This window comes from Streptomyces sp. NPDC058279, assembly GCF_042881255.1.
In the GTDB taxonomy this organism is placed as follows: Bacteria; Actinomycetota; Actinomycetes; order Streptomycetales; family Streptomycetaceae; genus Streptomyces.
Genome location: NZ_JBHVYA010000001.1, coordinates 886189 through 901931 on the forward strand (window position 1 = coordinate 886189; position 15743 = coordinate 901931).

18 protein-coding genes are annotated in these 15743 nt (G+C 71.7%); 8 read left to right on the forward strand and 10 right to left on the reverse strand.

Going from position 1 to position 15743, the window contains the following annotated elements; genetic code table 11:
• Positions 1–4: 4 nt before the first annotated feature.
• A complete protein-coding gene (gene def / locus ACFVXJ_RS04255) occupies positions 5–577 on the reverse strand; it encodes a peptide deformylase (RefSeq protein ID WP_389658277.1) in 573 nt (190 codons plus the stop codon).
• Positions 578–700: 123 nt separating this feature from the next.
• Between def and ACFVXJ_RS04260 the strand changes: the two genes are divergently transcribed.
• The 6 genes from ACFVXJ_RS04260 (at position 701) to ACFVXJ_RS04285 (ending at position 6014) form a co-directional block, all read left to right on the forward strand.
• Entirely contained in the window at positions 701–1939 is a 1239-nt protein-coding gene (locus ACFVXJ_RS04260; protein WP_136211516.1) for a MurT ligase domain-containing protein, read from the forward strand.
• Between the two features lie 28 nt (positions 1940–1967).
• The gene (locus ACFVXJ_RS04265) at positions 1968–2696 is read left to right on the forward strand and encodes a type 1 glutamine amidotransferase (protein WP_136211518.1); all 729 of its coding nucleotides are present in this window, start codon (positions 1968–1970) and stop codon (positions 2694–2696) included.
• 191 nt (positions 2697–2887) lie between these two features.
• Entirely contained in the window at positions 2888–3916 is a 1029-nt protein-coding gene (locus tag ACFVXJ_RS04270; protein ID WP_361314993.1) for a 6-phosphofructokinase, read from the forward strand.
• A 91-nt stretch (positions 3917–4007) separates the two neighbouring features.
• Complete coding sequence (locus tag ACFVXJ_RS04275; RefSeq protein ID WP_389658281.1) at positions 4008–4976, forward strand: cytochrome c oxidase assembly protein; 969 nt, start codon at positions 4008–4010, stop codon at positions 4974–4976.
• Positions 4977–5008: 32 nt separating this feature from the next.
• Positions 5009–5167, forward strand: coding sequence for a hypothetical protein (locus ACFVXJ_RS04280; RefSeq protein WP_389658284.1), 159 nt, complete (start codon positions 5009–5011; stop codon positions 5165–5167).
• A 136-nt stretch (positions 5168–5303) separates the two neighbouring features.
• Complete coding sequence (locus ACFVXJ_RS04285) at positions 5304–6014, forward strand: lysophospholipid acyltransferase family protein (RefSeq protein WP_389658287.1); 711 nt, start codon at positions 5304–5306, stop codon at positions 6012–6014.
• A 58-nt stretch (positions 6015–6072) separates the two neighbouring features.
• On the opposite strand, the gene ACFVXJ_RS04290 is transcribed toward ACFVXJ_RS04285, so the two are convergent.
• The 8 genes from ACFVXJ_RS04290 to ACFVXJ_RS04325 all read right to left on the reverse strand — a co-directional run bounded on the left by ACFVXJ_RS04290 (position 6073) and on the right by ACFVXJ_RS04325 (position 13236).
• Complete coding sequence (locus ACFVXJ_RS04290) at positions 6073–7743, reverse strand: alpha/beta hydrolase (RefSeq protein ID WP_389658290.1); 1671 nt, start codon at positions 7741–7743, stop codon at positions 6073–6075.
• A 193-nt stretch (positions 7744–7936) separates the two neighbouring features.
• Positions 7937–8716 carry an urease accessory protein UreD gene (locus ACFVXJ_RS04295; RefSeq protein WP_389658293.1) on the reverse strand — a complete coding sequence of 260 codons (780 nt, stop codon included), beginning with the start codon at positions 8714–8716 and terminating at the stop codon, positions 7937–7939.
• Positions 8713–9408, reverse strand: coding sequence for an urease accessory protein UreG (ureG, locus tag ACFVXJ_RS04300; protein WP_389658296.1), 696 nt, complete (start codon positions 9406–9408; stop codon positions 8713–8715). Before ureG ends, ACFVXJ_RS04295 begins: the two co-directional genes overlap by 4 nt.
• A gap of 26 nt (positions 9409–9434) precedes the next feature.
• Positions 9435–10109 (reverse strand): urease accessory protein UreF, encoded by a 675-nt coding sequence (locus ACFVXJ_RS04305; RefSeq protein ID WP_389658299.1) that lies wholly within the window; start codon positions 10107–10109, stop codon positions 9435–9437.
• On the reverse strand, positions 10109–11830 hold the full coding sequence (locus ACFVXJ_RS04310; RefSeq protein ID WP_389658302.1) for an urease subunit alpha: 1722 nt from the start codon (positions 11828–11830) through the stop codon (positions 10109–10111). The genes ACFVXJ_RS04305 and ACFVXJ_RS04310 overlap by 1 nt, the downstream gene beginning before the upstream one ends.
• Positions 11823–12134, reverse strand: coding sequence for an urease subunit beta (locus ACFVXJ_RS04315; RefSeq protein WP_136211536.1), 312 nt, complete (start codon positions 12132–12134; stop codon positions 11823–11825). The genes ACFVXJ_RS04310 and ACFVXJ_RS04315 overlap by 8 nt, the downstream gene beginning before the upstream one ends.
• A gap of 14 nt (positions 12135–12148) precedes the next feature.
• Positions 12149–12451, reverse strand: a complete 303-nt coding sequence (locus ACFVXJ_RS04320) for an urease subunit gamma (protein WP_389658305.1) — start codon at positions 12449–12451, stop codon at positions 12149–12151.
• Positions 12452–12789: 338 nt separating this feature from the next.
• Positions 12790–13236 carry an ATP-binding protein gene (locus tag ACFVXJ_RS04325; protein WP_361315015.1) on the reverse strand — a complete coding sequence of 149 codons (447 nt, stop codon included), beginning with the start codon at positions 13234–13236 and terminating at the stop codon, positions 12790–12792.
• Positions 13237–13434: 198 nt separating this feature from the next.
• On the opposite strand from ACFVXJ_RS04325, the gene ACFVXJ_RS04330 reads away from it, so the two are divergent.
• The gene (locus tag ACFVXJ_RS04330; RefSeq protein WP_389658309.1) at positions 13435–14319 is read left to right on the forward strand and encodes a helix-turn-helix domain-containing protein; all 885 of its coding nucleotides are present in this window, start codon (positions 13435–13437) and stop codon (positions 14317–14319) included.
• A 12-nt stretch (positions 14320–14331) separates the two neighbouring features.
• Positions 14332–14553, forward strand: coding sequence for a DUF397 domain-containing protein (locus ACFVXJ_RS04335; RefSeq protein ID WP_361315020.1), 222 nt, complete (start codon positions 14332–14334; stop codon positions 14551–14553).
• A gap of 3 nt (positions 14554–14556) precedes the next feature.
• On the opposite strand, the gene ACFVXJ_RS04340 is transcribed toward ACFVXJ_RS04335, so the two are convergent.
• On the reverse strand, positions 14557–15729 hold the full coding sequence (locus tag ACFVXJ_RS04340; protein ID WP_389658312.1) for an 8-amino-7-oxononanoate synthase: 1173 nt from the start codon (positions 15727–15729) through the stop codon (positions 14557–14559).
• Positions 15730–15743 lie beyond the last annotated feature (14 nt).

A 15743-nucleotide genomic window follows, 5' to 3' on the forward strand; every position in this document is an offset into this window, starting at 1 on the left:
CGCGTCAGGCCCGCGGGCCCGGTTCCGCGGCGAGTGCCCGCGCGCCCCAGGCCGTCTTGGCGATCGCCCGCCGCAGCCGGCGCGCCCGCAACCCGGTGACCCGGTCCGCGTAGACGGTGCCCGCCAAGTGGTCGCACTCGTGCTGGAGGCAGCGGGCGAAGAACCCGGTCCCCGAGATCCGTACCGGCGCGCCGTCGGAGGTGACCCCCTCGACCACGGCGTGGTCGAAGCGGACCGTGCCGGCCTCCAGGCCCGGCAGCGACAGACAGCCCTCGGGACCGCGGAACTCGTCCCCGTCCGCGCTCACCAGCCGCGGGTTGACGACGTGTCCGACATGGCGGACGTCCTCGTCGTCGGGGCAGTCGTAGACGAACACCCGCTGCCCGACCCCGATCTGGTTGGCGGCGAGGCCGACGCCCTGCGCCGCGTACATGGTCGCGAACATGTCCTCGACGAGCCGGTCGAGGGAGGGCCCGAACTCGGTGACCTCGGCGCACGGCGAGTGGAGCACCGGATCGCCCAGCAGGCTCATGGTGCGGACGAGTCCGGTGGTACCGGGGATGAGGCGCTGTCGCATGGCCGTAAGCGTACGACGGGCGAAGATATGAGCAGATCCGCGCCGCCCCTGGGGCGCCGCGGTCAAGGCCCCGGCAGGTACTGGATAGGCTGGGGCCGACCGACGCAAGGAGGACAAGGGACGATGGCAGGCAACACGGAGCCGCTTTCGCCGCGGGCCAAGCTGGCCGTGACGGCGGGCAAGGCCGCGGCGGCGGTGTCGCGGGCCGCGGGACGCGGAAGCGGATCGGTGATCGGTGGCAAGGTCGCACTCAGGCTGGACCCCGATCTCCTCGGCGCGCTGGCGCAGCATCTCGATGTCGTCCTCGTCTCCGCGACGAACGGCAAGACCACCACGACGCGCCTGATTGCGGAGGCCCTGCGGGCCAGCGGTCCGGTGGTCTCCAACGCCCTCGGCGCGAACATGCCGGCCGGCATCACCTCCGCCCTGGCGGGCGGCTCGGACGCCAAGTACGGCGTCATCGAGGTCGACGAGAAGTACCTCGCCGGAGTGGCCAGGGACGTCACCCCCAAGGTGATCGCCCTGCTCAACCTCTCCCGCGACCAGCTGGACCGCGCCGCCGAGACCCGCATGCTCGCCGAGAAGTGGCGCGAAGGGCTCCAGGGCTCCAAGGCCGTCATCGTGGCCAACTGCGACGACCCGCTGATCGTGTGGTCCGCGTCCTCCTCGCAGAACGTGGTGTGGGTCGCGGCCGGCCAGGAGTGGAAGGACGACGCCTGGTCGTGCCCCTCCTGCGGTGGTGTCATGCAGCGCCCCGGCGACGACTGGTTCTGCGGCGAGTGCGGCTTCCGCCGCCCCACGCCCAGCTGGGTGCTCTCCGGCGACCACGTCCTCGACCCGCACGGCAGCGCGTGGCCGATCCACCTCCAGCTACCCGGCCGCGCCAACAAGGCCAACGCCGCCACCTCGGCCGCCGTGGCCGCCGTGTTCGGTGTCCCGCCGCAGGTCGCGCTGGAGCGGATGTACCAGGTGCAGGCGGTCGCCGGCCGCTACGACGTGGTCTCCTTCCAGGGCCGTGAACTGCGGCTGCTGCTCGCCAAGAACCCCGCGGGCTGGCTGGAGACGTTCTCGCTGATCGACCCGCCGCCGACGCCGGTGATCCTGTCCGTCAACGCGCGCGGCGCCGACGGCACGGACACCTCCTGGCTCTGGGACGTGGACTACCCGCGCCTGGCCGGGCACCCCATCTTCGTGATCGGCGACCGCAAGCTGGACCTCGCGGTCCGCCTGGAGGTCGCGGGCCTGGACTTCCGGGTCTGCGAGACCCTGGACGAGGCCGTACAGCTCGCCCCGCCCGGACAGATCGAGCTGATCGCCAACTACACCGCCTTCCAGGACGTGCGCCGCCGCGTCGGCAACTAGTACTCATACCTCCAGAGGACACAAGAGCATGAGCGACAACAGCCTGCGTCTGGTGTGGGTCTACCCGGACCTGCTCAGCACGTACGGAGACCAGGGCAACGCCCTCGTCGTGGAGCGCCGGGCGCGCCAGCGCGGCCTGGACGTGCAGCGCGTGGACGTGCGCAGCGACCAGCCCATCCCCACCTCGGGCGACATCTACCTGATCGGCGGTGGCGAGGACCGGCCGCAGCGCCTGGCGGCGGAGCGGCTGCTGCGCGACGGCGGCCTGGAGCGGGCCGTCTCGAACGGGGCGATCGTCTTCTCGGTCTGCGCCGGGTACCAGATCCTCGGCAACGAGTTCGTCAACGACGTGGGCGAGCGCCAGCAGGGCCTGGGCCTGCTGGACGTGGTCACCGTGCGCGGCGAGGGCGAGCGGTGCGTCGGCGACGTGCTCGCCGACATCGACCCGCGCCTGAACCTGCCCCCGCTGACCGGCTTCGAGAACCACCAGGGCGTGACGCACCTCGGTCCGACGGCCAAGCCGTTCGCCCGCACCCGGCTGGGCCGGGGCAACGGCACCGGCGACGGCACCGAAGGCGCGTACAACGACACGGTGTTCGGCACCTACATGCACGGTCCCGTGATGGCCCGCAACCCGCAGATCGCGGACCTGCTGCTGAAGCTGGCCCTCGACGTGAACGCGCTGCCGGGCCTCGACGACCGCTGGTACGAGGCGCTGCGCGACGAGCGCATCGCGGCGGCCACGCAGCCCGCGTAACGCGTCCGTCACACCCCGTTCGGCCCGGATTCCCCTTGGGGGGTCCGGGCCGACGTGCGTTCGCACGACGGATGTGACCAGCATGTGGAGGTTGGTTCAGTCCAGTGGGAATCCGCTTGTAGGCTGGCGGGCAGTACCAACCGGACGACGTGGTCCGGTCGTCGGCCCACGTTGCAAAGGTTCTTCCTGCCATGCGCATTGGTGTGCTCACTTCCGGAGGCGACTGCCCCGGCCTCAATGCCGTCATCCGCTCCGTCGTGCACCGCGCCGTCGTCGACCACGGTGACGAGGTGATCGGCTTCCACGACGGCTGGCGGGGCCTGCTGGAGTGCGACTACCGCAAGCTCGACCTGGACGCCGTGAGCGGCATCCTGGCCCGCGGCGGCACCATCCTCGGCTCCTCCCGGGTCCAGCCCGCGCATCTGCGCGACGGCGTGGAACGGGCCCGCGGGCACCTCGCCGACCTCGGCCTGGACGCCATCATCCCGATCGGCGGCGAGGGCACCCTCAAGGCGGCGAACCTGCTGTCCCAGGGCGGTCTGCCCATCGTCGGCGTTCCCAAGACCATCGACAACGACATCGCCTCGACCGACGTCACCTTCGGTTTCGACACCGCCGTCGGCGTCGCCACCGAGGCCCTGGACCGGCTGAAGACCACCGCCGAGTCGCACCAGCGGGTCATGGTCGTCGAGGTCATGGGCCGGCACACCGGCTGGATCGCGCTCCACTCGGGCATGGCGGCGGGCGCGCACGCCATCGTCGTGCCGGAGCGTCCGTTCGACATCGACGAGCTGACCGCGATCGTCGGCGAGCGGTTCTCGGCCGGCAAGCGGTTCGCGATCGTGGTGGTCGCCGAGGGCGCCAAGCCCGCCGAGGGCAGTTCGATGGCGCTGGAGGCGGGCGGCACCGACATGTACGGCCACGAGCGGTTCGCCGGCATCGGCAATCGGCTCGCCGTCGAGCTGGAGGACCGCCTCGGCAAGGAGGCCCGCCCGGTCATCCTCGGCCACGTGCAGCGGGGCGGCACGCCGACCGCGTACGACCGCGTCCTGGCCACCCGCTTCGGTTGGCACGCGGTGGAGGCCGCGCACCGCGGCGAGTTCGGCATGCTGACCGCGCTGCGCGGCACCGACATCGTGATGGTGCCGCTCGCCGACGCCGTGCGGACCCTCAAGACGGTCCCGGTCGAGCGTTACGACGAGGCGGAGACCGTTCTGTGATGTTTCCCCCCTTCTGACACCGCCCCCGGACGCTTCGGTGTCCGGGGGCGGCACTACTGTGGTGGAGCGCCACAGTCAAGGGAGTGAACAGATGGATCACAGCGGTCACGGCATGGACATGAATATGGACATGGACATGGACCTGCCGCCGTTCACTCTCGGGCGCGGGCTGGAGTTCTCCTTCGACGCCTTCTTCCTGATCGGCTCGGTGCTCGGCCTCGGCCTGTACCTGTGGGGCGTGGCGCGACTGCGCCGGCGCGGGGACGCGTGGCCGGTGGGCCGGACCGTCTCCTTCACCGCGGGCGTCCTGACGGTGGCCCTGATGATGTGCACCAAGCTGAACGACTACGGCATGGTCATGTTCAGCGTGCACATGGTGCAGCACATGGTGATCAGCATGCTCTCCCCGATCCTGCTGCTGCTCGGCGCTCCCGTGACCCTGACGCTGCGTGCGCTCGCGCCGGCCGCCCGGGGCGTCAAGGGACCGCGCGAGCTGTTGCTGATGCTGCTGCACAGCCGCTACCTGAAGGTGATCACACACCCGGCGTTCACGATCCCGCTGTTCATCGCCAGCCTCTACGGCCTCTACTTCACCCCGCTGTTCGACTCGCTGATGCAGAGCAGGGCCGGGCACATCGGGATGATGGTCCACTTCCTGGCCGTCGGTCTGATCTTCTTCTGGCCGATCATGGGCGTCGACCCGGGGCCGCACCGTCCCGGCTACCTGATGCGGATGCTGGAGCTGTTCGCCGGGATGCCGTTCCACGCCTTCTTCGGCATCGCGCTGATGATGGCGAGCGAGCCGATGATCAAGACGTACGAGAACCCGCCGGCCTCCCTGGGCGTCGACGCGCTGCTCGACCAGCAGTGGGGCGGCGGGATCGCCTGGGCGTTCAGTGAGATCCCCTCGGTGCTGGTGCTGATCGCGCTCGTCTACCAGTGGTACCGCTCGGAGCAGCGGACCGCCAAGCGCTCGGACCGGGCGGCGGACCGCAACGGCGACCAGGAGCTGGCGGCGTACAACTCGTATCTGGCCTCCCTCCAGGGGCGTGGCCGGTAGCGCTGCGGCCCCTCCCCGCGCCACCATGGGGCATGAGCGGATCCGTTAAGGCGATGGCCCTGATGACCGTCGCCTCCCTGGTGGCCGTCGCCGCGTACTCCGTGGCCCTCGGCAGCAACGGCTGGCTGTGGTTCGTGTGGGTGCTGCTGGGCCTGCTGACCGCCGGCCTGGCCGCCACGCGCCGTACGTGACGTATGTGACCCACACGGCCCTTCCCCCGGTGTGCGCGGCCCCGCGCGGGCAGTCTCCTGATGCGGACGTTCGCCGGAGTCGTCCGGTACGGCGGGCGCCACGCCGACCTGTCCGCCGGGTGAAGGGAAACGGCCGGTGTTCTACCACTTGCTCAAGCACGTGCTGCTCGGCCCGCTGCTGAGGCTGCTGTTCCGGCCGCGGATCGAGGGCCTGGAGAACGTCCCGCCGGAGGGCGCGGCGATCATCGCCGGCAATCACCTGTCGTTCTCGGACCACTTCCTGATGCCGGCGATCCTCAAGCGCAGGATCACCTTCCTGGCGAAGGCCGAGTACTTCACCGGCCCGGGCCTCAAAGGGCGCCTGACGGCGGCCTTCTTCCGCAGCGCCGGGCAGATCCCGGTGGACCGTTCCGGAAAGGACGCCGGGCGGGCGGCGCTGCGCGAGGGACTCGGGGTACTGGCCAAGGGCGAGCTGCTGGGCATCTACCCGGAGGGCACCCGCTCGCACGACGGCCGGCTCTACAAGGGCAAGGTCGGAGTGGCCGCGATGGCGCTCGGCGCGGGCGTGCCGGTCGTGCCCTGCGCGATGGTCGGCACCTTCGAGATCCAGCCGCCCGGACAGAAGATCCCGAACATCCGGCGGGTCACGATCCGCTTCGGCCGGCCGCTGGACTTCTCCCGGTACGCGGGCCTGGAAGGCGAGCGGGCGATCCTGCGGGCCGTCACCGACGAGATCATGTACGCGGTCATGGAGCTGTCCGGCCAGGAATACGTCGACCGGTACGCGGCCGAGGTGAAGGCGGAGCAGGAGCAGGCACGGAAGAAGGCCCGGCGCGGGACGCGCTGAGCCTTCTCCGTGCTGCGGTGCTGCGTGCTTGCTCCGTGGTGCGGTGCTGCCGGCGGTCCTAGCGGACGGCCGGGAGCTCCTCACGCGGCGCGAGCTCGGCGCCCTGGGACCGGGCCGTCGACTTGGCGGCGGCGGGGGCCGGGGCGACCGGGGCGGCGTGCGGTCCGCACGTCACGTCCTGGGCGTCGACCTTGCCGGTCAGCAGGTAGCCCTCGACGCGGGTGTTGATGCAGGGGTTCACCAGGCTGGTGACACCGTGCGAGCCCGCGTCCTTCTCGGTGATCAGACGCGAACCGCCAAGGCGGCGGTGCATCTCGACGCCACCCGCGTACGGGGTGGCCGCGTCGCGCTCGCTCTGGACGACCAGGACCGGCGGCAGGCCGCGCTTGGCGCTCGCGCCGACCTCGATCGGGCTGCTCTGCTTGGACTTCCAGGTCGCGCAGGGCAGGTTCATCCACGCGTTGGACCAGGTCAAGAAGGGGTACTTCTTGTTCAGCGCGGTGTTGTCCTTGTCCCACTTGGCCCAGCTGGTGGGCCACTTGGCGTCGGCGCACTCGACCGCGGTGTAGACGGCGTTGCCGTTCTCCGTGCTGATGTTGCCCTTGATGTCGGAGAGGTCCGGGGTGATCGCGTCGATCAGCGGCTTCTCGTCACCGGCGACGTACGCGCTCAGCGCCTGGGCGGTGGGCACCCAGGAGGAGTCGTAGTACGGGGCGTTCTGGAAGAAGCCGATGAGCTCCGCCGGACCGGCCACGCCACCGAGCGGGTTGGCCTTGGCCTTGGCGCGCAGTTCCAGCCACTTGGCCTCGACCTTGGCGCGGGTGTCGCCGATGTGGAAGACGTTGTCGTTCTTGGCGACCCAGTCCTCCCAGTCGTTCCAGCGCATCTGGAAGGCGACGTCCTGTTCCAGGTTGGCCTGGTACCAGATGTTGTCCTGCTCCGGGTTGACCACGCTGTCGACGATCATGCGGCGCACGTGGCCCGGGAACAGGGTCGCGTAGACCCCGCCGAGGTAGGTGCCGTAGGAGACGCCGAGGTAGTTCAGCTTCTTCTCGCCGAGCGCGGCCCGGATGACGTCCAGGTCACGCGCGGTGTTCGGCGTGGTCATGAACGGCAGCATCTCGCCGCTGCGCTCCTTGCAGCCGTCCGCGTACTCCGCGGCGAGCTTGCGCTGGGCGCGCTTGTCGGCCTCGTTGGACGGGACCGGGTCCGCCTTGGGGACCTTCACGTACTCCTGCGGGTCGACGCAGGAGATCGGCGCCGAGTGGCCGACGCCGCGCGGGTCGAAGCCCACGAAGTCGTACGCCTTGGCGGTGTTGACCCACAGCGGGGACTTGGTGGTGGTCCGGCGCGGGAAGCGCATGCCGGAACCGCCTGGGCCACCGGGGTTGTAGACGAGGGCGCCCTGGCGCTCCTCCTTGGTCCCGGTGCTGACCGCGCGGTCGACGGCGAGCTCGATGGTCTTGCCGTACGGCTTGGCGTAGTCGATCGGGACCTTCACCCAGCCGCACTGGATCGGCTTCTCGAAGCCCCAGTCGGCAGGGCAGTCCTTCCAATCGATCCCGGCGCGGGCCGCGCGGGCGGCGGCGACCTGGACGCCGATCGCCTCGTTGTAGCCGTTGTCACCGGAGGCCGGGGCGGCCTCGGCGGTCGGGGCGAGCAGCAGGCTCGCCGCCAGTGCGCCGGTGATCAGAGTGGCGGCGCTCCCCAGCGCCGCGGTGCGTATCACGTGGTTGTTCCCCCTGCGTCATCTGCCGTCGCGGGCAGCCGTCTTGGTCGGATTCGGTCGTTGACGTGCAGGGGGATCCTTGCGCCTGACCATGACCGGGCGACAGTGCATGGTCCGGTTCTTTGCCAACCCGATATGCGGACGGGGGTGTACCGCTGAGCGGTGTCCGGTTCGCCCCGGGTCCGCCCTCCTGTTACCAGCCGTATGTCGCGCAGGCCGTGTCGAGCAGTTCACGCAGCCGCAGGGCGTCCGGCGCGAGTGCCGTCACCAGGACGGCCGGTCCGGCGAGCGGGGTCACCGCCGCGAACTCGCCCAGCACCCCGGCGGCCGGCGGGTTTTCGGCGAAGGCCGGGTCCACGACGAGGAGCTGCCCGAGCGCCCGGTGGCCCGCGAGTCCCGCCGGGCCGTCCCAACCGCCGGGGGCGCCCGGCCCGCAGGCCAGTTCCTGGTCCAGCAGCGGACCGCCGCCCCGGGTGACGGTGAGCCGGCTGCGGAGCAGGCCGGGGTCCTCCCCGGTGCGGCCGAGCACCTGCTCCTCGCGCAGCAACAGTCTCGACGTGGGGGCGAGTTCCACGCGGGTGCGCACCCGCAGGTCGCTGCCGCGCACGGAGACCAGCGGTTCCGGTAGCCAGCGCACCGCCGCCGCCTCGGCCAGCGTCAGCCGTACGTCGTACCGTGCGGGCGCGCCGCCGCGGCCGGGCAGGGCCAGGGTGGCCGCCGCCGAGCGGAGCCCGAGCCGGGCCCCCGGCCCGGCGTCGGCCTCGACGCACAGGTGGTCCCCGCCGAGCGGCGCGCTCATCGCGCCGACCAGCATGACGCCGGCCTCGGCGCCCTCGCCGCGGGTGCGGCGCAGCGCGAGCGGGCCGTCCCCCACCAGCAGCGGCAGCGCGGTGCCGCCCCGGCCGTCGGCGACGGCGGCGATCCGGGCGGTGGCCCGCAAACCCGCCGGGGCGACGGCGGGCGCGCTGGTCACCGTGCGGCCCAGGCCGCGATCCGGCCGCGCACCCAGTCGGCGACCGGGGTGACGCCTTCGGGCCCGCGCAGGGACTGGAACGCCACGGGCAGGTCGCCCCGCTGGTCTGCGGCGTCGCGGGCCATCCGGTCCAGGTCGGAGCCGACGTAGGGGGCGAGGTCGGTCTTGTTGACGATGAGCAGGTCGGCGGTGGTGACGCCGGGGCCGCCCTTGCGCGGGATGTCGTCACCACCGGCCACGTCGATGACGAAGATCTGGGCGTCGACCAGGCCGCGGGAGAAAGTAGCGGTCAGGTTGTCACCGCCGGACTCGACGAGGATCAGGTCCAGGGGCGCGGTGTGCCGGTGTGCTTCCTCCAGTTCCTCGACCGCCTCCAGGTTGGCGGAGATGTCGTCGCGGATGGCGGTGTGCGGGCAGGCCCCGGTCTCGACGGCGCTGATCCGCTCGGGCGGCAGGACCGCCTCGCGGAGCAGGAACTCGGCGTCCTCACGGGTGTAGATGTCGTTGGTGACGACGGCCATGGACAGTTCGGCGCGCAGGGCCCGGCAGAGCGCCGCGACGGTGGCGGTCTTGCCGGAGCCGACCGGTCCGCCGAGGCCGACGCGCAGGGCGCGGCGGGTGCCGTCGGGGCGTACGGGCTCGGCGCTGTGGGTGTGGCGGTGGGGGAAGCTCCCGCCGTGGTCGAGGTGCATGGTTCTCCTTGATGTGGGGGCGGCGGTCAGGAGGCGAAGAGCCGGACCGGCCAGTCGGCGTGGACCTGCGCCGCGATGTCGAGCAGCGGCGAGGAGGCGGCCGGCAGTGCGTCCAGGCCCTCGTGCCGGGCCAGCAGGGCGGCGCTCGCCGCCCAACCGGACACCGCGTCGAGTTCGGGGGCGAGGCCGGCCAGGACCGCGCTCGCCTCGAAGGGGTCCAGGCCCAGCAGTCGGACCGTCGCGGTGGCCGGGCCGCTGACGCTCTCGTACGCCGCCACGTGCGCGGCGTCCAGGGGACCCAGCCCGGCGGCCCGGGCGGTGACGCCGAGCACCACGGGCTGGTGGACCCCGCGGGGGAAGGCGGCGGCCAGCGCGTCGAGTTCCGCGGCCGGCCAGGTGGCCCGGGCGGCCCGCAGCAATTGTCGGCCCAGCCGCCGCGCGGCCAGGCGCAGCGCGGGCGAGGGGGTGCGGGCGTCGGCGGCGGCATCGAGGTCGGCCGGGTCGAGGCCGTGCGCGGCGGCCGCGGCGAGGCCGGCGGCGACGAGGCCGGAGGTGTGCAGCCGGCCCCGGCAGAACTCCGCGAGGGTGGCGGCGTCGTGGATCCGGCCCGCCTTGCAGGCGGCCTCCGCCCCGCCGGAATGGGCGTGCCCTCCGGCGGGGAAGCGGCCGTCCGCGAGGACGAGCAGTGCTGCGAGGCTCATCAGAAGAGGAAGTATCTCTGTGCCATGGGCAGTTCCGCCGCCGGGGCGGGTTCCACGACCTCGCCGTCGATGGTGACGGTGAAGGTGTCGGCGTCGACCTCGACCCTGGGCATGGCGTCGTTGTTGCGCATGTCCGTCTTGCTCACCTTGCGGGTGCTCTCTATGGCCACGAACCGCTTGTCGAGGCCGAGGCGTTCGGGCAGGTCGTCGTCGAGGGCGGCCTGGGCCGTGAAGTTGAGCGAGTTGAGGGCCGGCGCGCGCCCCATGGCCCCGTACATCGGGCGGGGCAGGATGGGTTGCGGGGTGGGGATGGAGGCGTTGGCGTCGCCCATCTGGGCGTAGGCGATCTGGCCGCCCTTGACGACGACCTCGGGCTTGACCCCGAAGAAGGCGGGGGTCCACAGGACCAGGTCGGCGAGCTTGCCGACCTCGACCGAGCCGATCTCGCGGGCGAGGCCCTGTGCGACCGCGGGGTTGATCGTGTACTTGGCGACGTAGCGCCGCGCCCGGTGGTTGTCGGCCGGGCCGTCGCCGGGCAGGAAGCCGCGCCGCTTCTTCATCACGTGGGCGGTCTGCCAGGTGCGCAGCACGACCTCGCCGACCCGGCCCATGGCCTGGGAGTCGGAGGAGATGATGGAGATGGCCCCGAGGTCGTGCAGGACGTCCTCGGCGGCGATGGTGGAGGGGCGGATCCGGGACTCGGCGAAGGCGAGGTCCTCCGGGACGGCCGGGTTGAGGTGGTGGCAGACCATCAGCATGTCGAGGTGTTCCTCGATGGTGTTGACGGTGTGCGGCCGGGTGGGGTTGGTGGAGCTGGGCAGGATGTTCGGCTCGGAGACCACGGTGATGATGTCGGGCGCGTGGCCGCCGCCCGCGCCCTCGGTGTGGTACGAGTGGATCGTCCGCCCGGCGATGGCCGCGAGGGTGTCCGCGACGAAGCCGGCCTCGTTGAGGGTGTCGGTGTGGATGGCGACCTGGGCGCCGGTCTCCTCCGCGACGGTCAGACAGGCGTCGATGGCGGCGGGCGTGGCGCCCCAGTCCTCGTGGATCTTGAAGCCGAGGGCGCCCCCGCGCAGCTGGGAGTACATGCCCTCGCGGGACATGGTGTTGCCCTTGCCGAGCAGGCCGATGTTGACGGGGTACGCCTCCAGCGCCGCGAACATCCTGGCCAGGTGCCAGGGTCCGGGCGTGACGGTGGTGGCCTTGGAGCCCTCGGCGGGTCCGGTGCCGCCGCCGACGAGGGTGGTGATGCCGGAGGCGAGGGCCTCGTCGATCACGGTGGGGGCGATGAAGTGCACGTGGGCATCGATGGCGCCGGCGGTGACGATCTTCCCGTTGCCGGCGATGATCTCGGTTTCGGGACCGATGATCAGGGAGGGGTCGACCCCGTCCATGGTGTCGGGGTTGCCGGCCTTGCCGATGCCGCAGATCCGGCCGTCGCGGATGCCGAGGTCCGCCTTGACGATGCCCCAGTGGTCGAGGATCACCACCCCGGTGATCACCGTGTCGGGGGCGCCCTCGGCGCGGGTGGTGCGGGCCTGGCCCATGGACTCGCGGATGACCTTGCCGCCGCCGAAGACGGCTTCGTCGCCCGAGCGTCCGGGGCCGCCGCTGAGGTCCTGCTCGATCTCCACGAAGAGGTCGGTGTCGGCGAGCCGGATGCGGTCGCCCTTGGTCGGGCCGAAGAGGTCCGCGTACGTCTGGCGCGAGATCTCAGCCATCGAGCGGCCCTCCGGTTTCCCCGCGCAGGCCCGGCACGGTCCGCAGGCCGCCCAGCGGGACGAGTTCGACGGAGACGGGGATGCCCGGCTCGAAGCGGACGGCGGTACCGGCGGCGATGTTGAGCCGGAGCCCGTGGGCGGCGGCGCGGTCGAAGTCGAGGCCCGGGTTGACTTCGGCGAAGTGGTAGTGCGAGCCGACCTGCACGGGGCGGTCGGCGGCGTTGAGCACGGTGAGACGGGTGATGGCGCGACCTTCGTTCAGGCGCACCGGACCGTCCCCGAAGGCGATTTCGCCGGGGATCATGTGGGTGCTCCCGTTCAGACGATGGGATCGTGGACTGTGACGAGCTTGGTGCCGTCCGGGAAGGTCGCCTCGACCTGGACGTCGTGGATCATCTCGGGAATCCCCTCCATGACCTCTTCGCGGCGCAGCACGGTGCGACCGGAGGCCATGAGCTGGGCCACGGTCCGCCCGTCGCGGGCGCCTTCGAGGATGTGCGAGGTGATCAGGGCCACCGCCTCGGGGTGGTTGAGGCGCACCCCCCGTGCCCTACGCTTCTCGGCCACGTCGGCCGCGACGTGGATGAGCAGTCTCTCCTGCTCGTGCGGTGTCAGTTGCACACGTATCACCAAGTTTCCGGGACAAGATCAACTTCGCGCCAAGAAGACCCTAATCGCCTTCAACACTTTGTTGACCTGCACATATCCGTGCCAAGCATGTCTTGCCCAACACGGGGACAGGCTTTTCCATCCCGATCACCAGTGCTTTACCAGCCCATGGGTGATCATTGGCGGAAGGGCGCGGGCGTCAGAGTAGTACCCGCACTTTTCCGCCGAGTTAACCCACGTTTCCGGGAGGCACCCGGTTCACCCCGGAAGCCGCCTTCCGCGGGCTTCCGTACGCCTTGCGCGGACTTCCGTATACGGAGGCCGTCCACGGCCTCGGGTCCGCGGTGCCCTCAACAGCCGGTGGCGCTCCGCGCCGGGGCCGCCGCCCAAGGCAGCGCGATCCACACCGTCTTGCCGCCGTCCTCGGTCGGGGTGACCGAGAGTCGGCCGCCCGCCTCCGCGGCGAGCCAGCGGATGATGACCATCCCCCGACCGTTGTCCTGCTGGACGGCGGCCGGCAGCCGCCGGGGTCGGCGCGGGTGGCTGTCGGTCACCCCGACCCGCAGCCACTCGCCGCGCTCCAGCCGGACGTCGACGGTGAAGGTGGGCGACTGGCCGAAGGTGTGCTGTACCGCGTTGGTCGCCAGCTCCGAGACGATCAGCCGGACGGTGTCGGCGGTCTCGGAGTCCTCGGGCAGTCCCCATTCACCGAGCACCTCCGCGACGTACCGGCGGGCAGCGGCGACCGCGGCCGGGTCGCTCGGCAGAGTGACGGATGCTTCCTGGTGGTCTGCCATGGCGACGTCCCTTTCCCACCGGGGCGCAGCCGCCCCGGATCTACGCTGAGCGTCAGAGTGCACCCATCGTGCCGCCGTTTCCGTCGTTCCCCCAAGATATGCATATATCTGTCGCTCAATGCGGTGAACTCTGCTACGGAAGAGCGTATTTGGACGGCAGACTGGTGCGAGGTGTGCCGGTGTGGAAGGAGAGCGGGTATGCAGCACGGTCCCGCGGTACGCCGCCGCAAGCTGGGCGAGGAATTACGTGCGCTCCGTGACCGTACCGGTCTCACCAGTGGTGAGGCCGCCCGGTTGGTGGGATGGCACCAGTCGAAAATCAGCCGCATCGAAACGGGTCGAAGTGGCGTGAAGACGGAGGACATCCGGCTCCTGCTCGATGCCTACGGGGACGTGGTCAGCACCCAACAGCGGGCTCTGCTGGAGGCGTTGGTCGCCTCGGCGGCGGGCCCGGGCGCGGGGGGCGAGGGCGGGCCGGGCCGCCAGTGGTGGCACGACTACCGGGGCCTGTTGCCCCAGGAGTACCGGGACTTCATCAACCTGGAGGCGGGGGCCCGCTCCGCACGGACCGTCGAACTCTCGGTGGTCCCGGGGCTGCTGCAGACCCCGGAGTACGCGCGCGCCGTGACCCGGGCCGCGCTGGGCGGGCTGCCGGAACCGAAGGTGGACGCGCTGGTCGACGTACGCCTGGCCCGCCAGTCGGTGCTGCGGGCCGACCCTCCGCTGGAGCTGAGCGCGGTGCTGGACGAGGCGGTCCTGCGGCGTCAGATCGGCGGCCCGGGGGTGATGCGGGAGCAGTTGCGGCACCTGGTGGAGGTGGCGCGGCTGCCGCAAGTGCGGCTCCAGGTGCTGCCGTTCAGCGTGGGGGGGCATCTCGGCCTGACCGGACCGTTCGTAATTTTCTCATTTCCGAACATCGCCGATCTGGATGTGGTGGTCCTCGACCATTTGACGAGTAGCCTCTACCTGGAGCGGAAGGAAGACCTTGAGGCGTACAGCGCCGCGTTCCGCACCATCCAGGCGCACGCCCTCCCGCCCCAGGACTCGTCGGACCTGATCAGCTCTATCGCTGACGACGCGTAAGGAGGCACCCCCGTGTCCGCAACCCCCTTATCCGCCCGCGGACTTCTGATCAGCGCGCGGTGGCGGCGGAGCAGCCGCAGCACCGGAATGAACAACTGCGTGGAAGCGGCCGTCCTCAGTGGCGGTCTCCTGGCCGTCCGCGACTCCAAGCGGACGGAGGGCCCGGCCGTGCTCTTCACCGGACCCGCCTGGGACGGCTTCCTCGCCTCGGTCAGGGCGGACGCCCCGGCGTGACGTTCAGCCGTCCGTGGCCCCGGCGGGAGCGGTACGCAGGATCACCGCGACGGCCCGACTGATCTCCTCCCCCGTGAGATCGGCCCGGGCGGTCAGCCGCAACCGGGAGATGCCGTCCGGAACCGACGGCGGCCGGAAACACCCCACGGACAGACCTGCCTCGCGGCAGTCGGCGGCCCAGCGCAGTGCCGCCGAAGCCGACGGGGCCCGCACCGACACCACGGCCGCGTCCGGCCGGGCCGAGGTCAGGCCGGACGCGGTGAGCCGCCCGTACAGCTCGGCGGCCACCTCACGCGCCCGCGCGGCGCGTTCCGGCTCCCGTCCGAGCAGGCGCAGCGCGGCCAGCGCCGCTCCCGTGGCGGCCGGGGCCAGCCCCGTGTCGAAGATGAACGTCCGAGCCGTGTTGACGAGGTGCCGGATCACCTTGGCCGGTCCGAGCACGGCGCCACCCTGGCTGCCCAGGGACTTGGAGAGGGTCATCGTCGCCACCACGCCCGGCGCCCCCGCGAGTCCGGCCGCGTGCAGGGCGCCCCGGCCGCCCTCGCCGAGGACGCCGAGCCCGTGCGCGTCGTCCACGACCAGGGCGGCCCCCTCCTCCCGGCAGGCGGCGGCGTACCCGGCGAGCGGGGCGGCGTCCCCGTCGACGGAGAACACCGAATCGCTGACCAGCAGGGAACGCCCCTCGTGCCCGGCGAGCGTCTTGCGCGCGGCGTCCGCGTCACCGTGCGGCACGACGGCGACGTCGGCGCGCGCGAGTCGGCAGCCGTCGACGATCGAGGCGTGGTTGCCCGCGTCCGAGACGACGAGCGTGCCCCGGTCGCTCAGCGCCGTGACGGCGGCGAGGTTGGCCGCATACCCGGACGAAAGCACCAGAGCGGCCTCGAAGCCGCAGAACGCTGCGAGTTCGCGCTCCAGCGTGGCGTGCAGTTCGGTGGTGCCGGTGACCAGGCGGGAGCCGGTGGCCCCACCGCCCCAGCGCTCGGCCGCCGCTTGCGCGCCGGCGATGATCTCGGGGTGCCGGGACAGCCCGAGGTAGTCGTTGCTCGCGAGGTCCAGGAGCGGCGAGGAGGCCGGGCGCGGCCGCAGCGTCCGGACGAGCCCCGCCCGTTCGCGCGCCCGTTCCGCGTCGTCGATCCAGCCGAAGACGTCCGGGGGCTCGGGGGTGTGCTGGAGCATCGGGGAGTCCTCGC

Coding starts and splice junctions, on each gene's coding strand:
- def (WP_389658277.1), bottom strand. CDS start 577: ATGCGACAGCGCCTCATCCCCGGTACCACCGGACTCGTCCGCACCATG.
- ACFVXJ_RS04280 (WP_389658284.1), top strand. CDS start 5,009: ATGAGCGGATCCGTTAAGGCGATGGCCCTGATGACCGTCGCCTCCCTG.
- ACFVXJ_RS04305 (WP_389658299.1), bottom strand. CDS start 10,109: ATGAGCCTCGCAGCACTGCTCGTCCTCGCGGACGGCCGCTTCCCCGCC.
- ACFVXJ_RS04265 (WP_136211518.1), top strand. CDS start 1,968: ATGAGCGACAACAGCCTGCGTCTGGTGTGGGTCTACCCGGACCTGCTC.
- ACFVXJ_RS04270 (WP_361314993.1), top strand. CDS start 2,888: ATGCGCATTGGTGTGCTCACTTCCGGAGGCGACTGCCCCGGCCTCAAT.
- ACFVXJ_RS04340 (WP_389658312.1), bottom strand. CDS start 15,729: ATGCTCCAGCACACCCCCGAGCCCCCGGACGTCTTCGGCTGGATCGAC.
- ACFVXJ_RS04325 (WP_361315015.1), bottom strand. CDS start 13,236: ATGGCAGACCACCAGGAAGCATCCGTCACTCTGCCGAGCGACCCGGCC.
- ureG (WP_389658296.1), bottom strand. CDS start 9,408: ATGCACCTCGACCACGGCGGGAGCTTCCCCCACCGCCACACCCACAGC.
- ACFVXJ_RS04315 (WP_136211536.1), bottom strand. CDS start 12,134: ATGATCCCCGGCGAAATCGCCTTCGGGGACGGTCCGGTGCGCCTGAAC.
- ACFVXJ_RS04310 (WP_389658302.1), bottom strand. CDS start 11,830: ATGGCTGAGATCTCGCGCCAGACGTACGCGGACCTCTTCGGCCCGACC.
- ACFVXJ_RS04330 (WP_389658309.1), top strand. CDS start 13,435: ATGCAGCACGGTCCCGCGGTACGCCGCCGCAAGCTGGGCGAGGAATTA.
- ACFVXJ_RS04275 (WP_389658281.1), top strand. CDS start 4,008: ATGGATCACAGCGGTCACGGCATGGACATGAATATGGACATGGACATG.
- ACFVXJ_RS04260 (WP_136211516.1), top strand. CDS start 701: ATGGCAGGCAACACGGAGCCGCTTTCGCCGCGGGCCAAGCTGGCCGTG.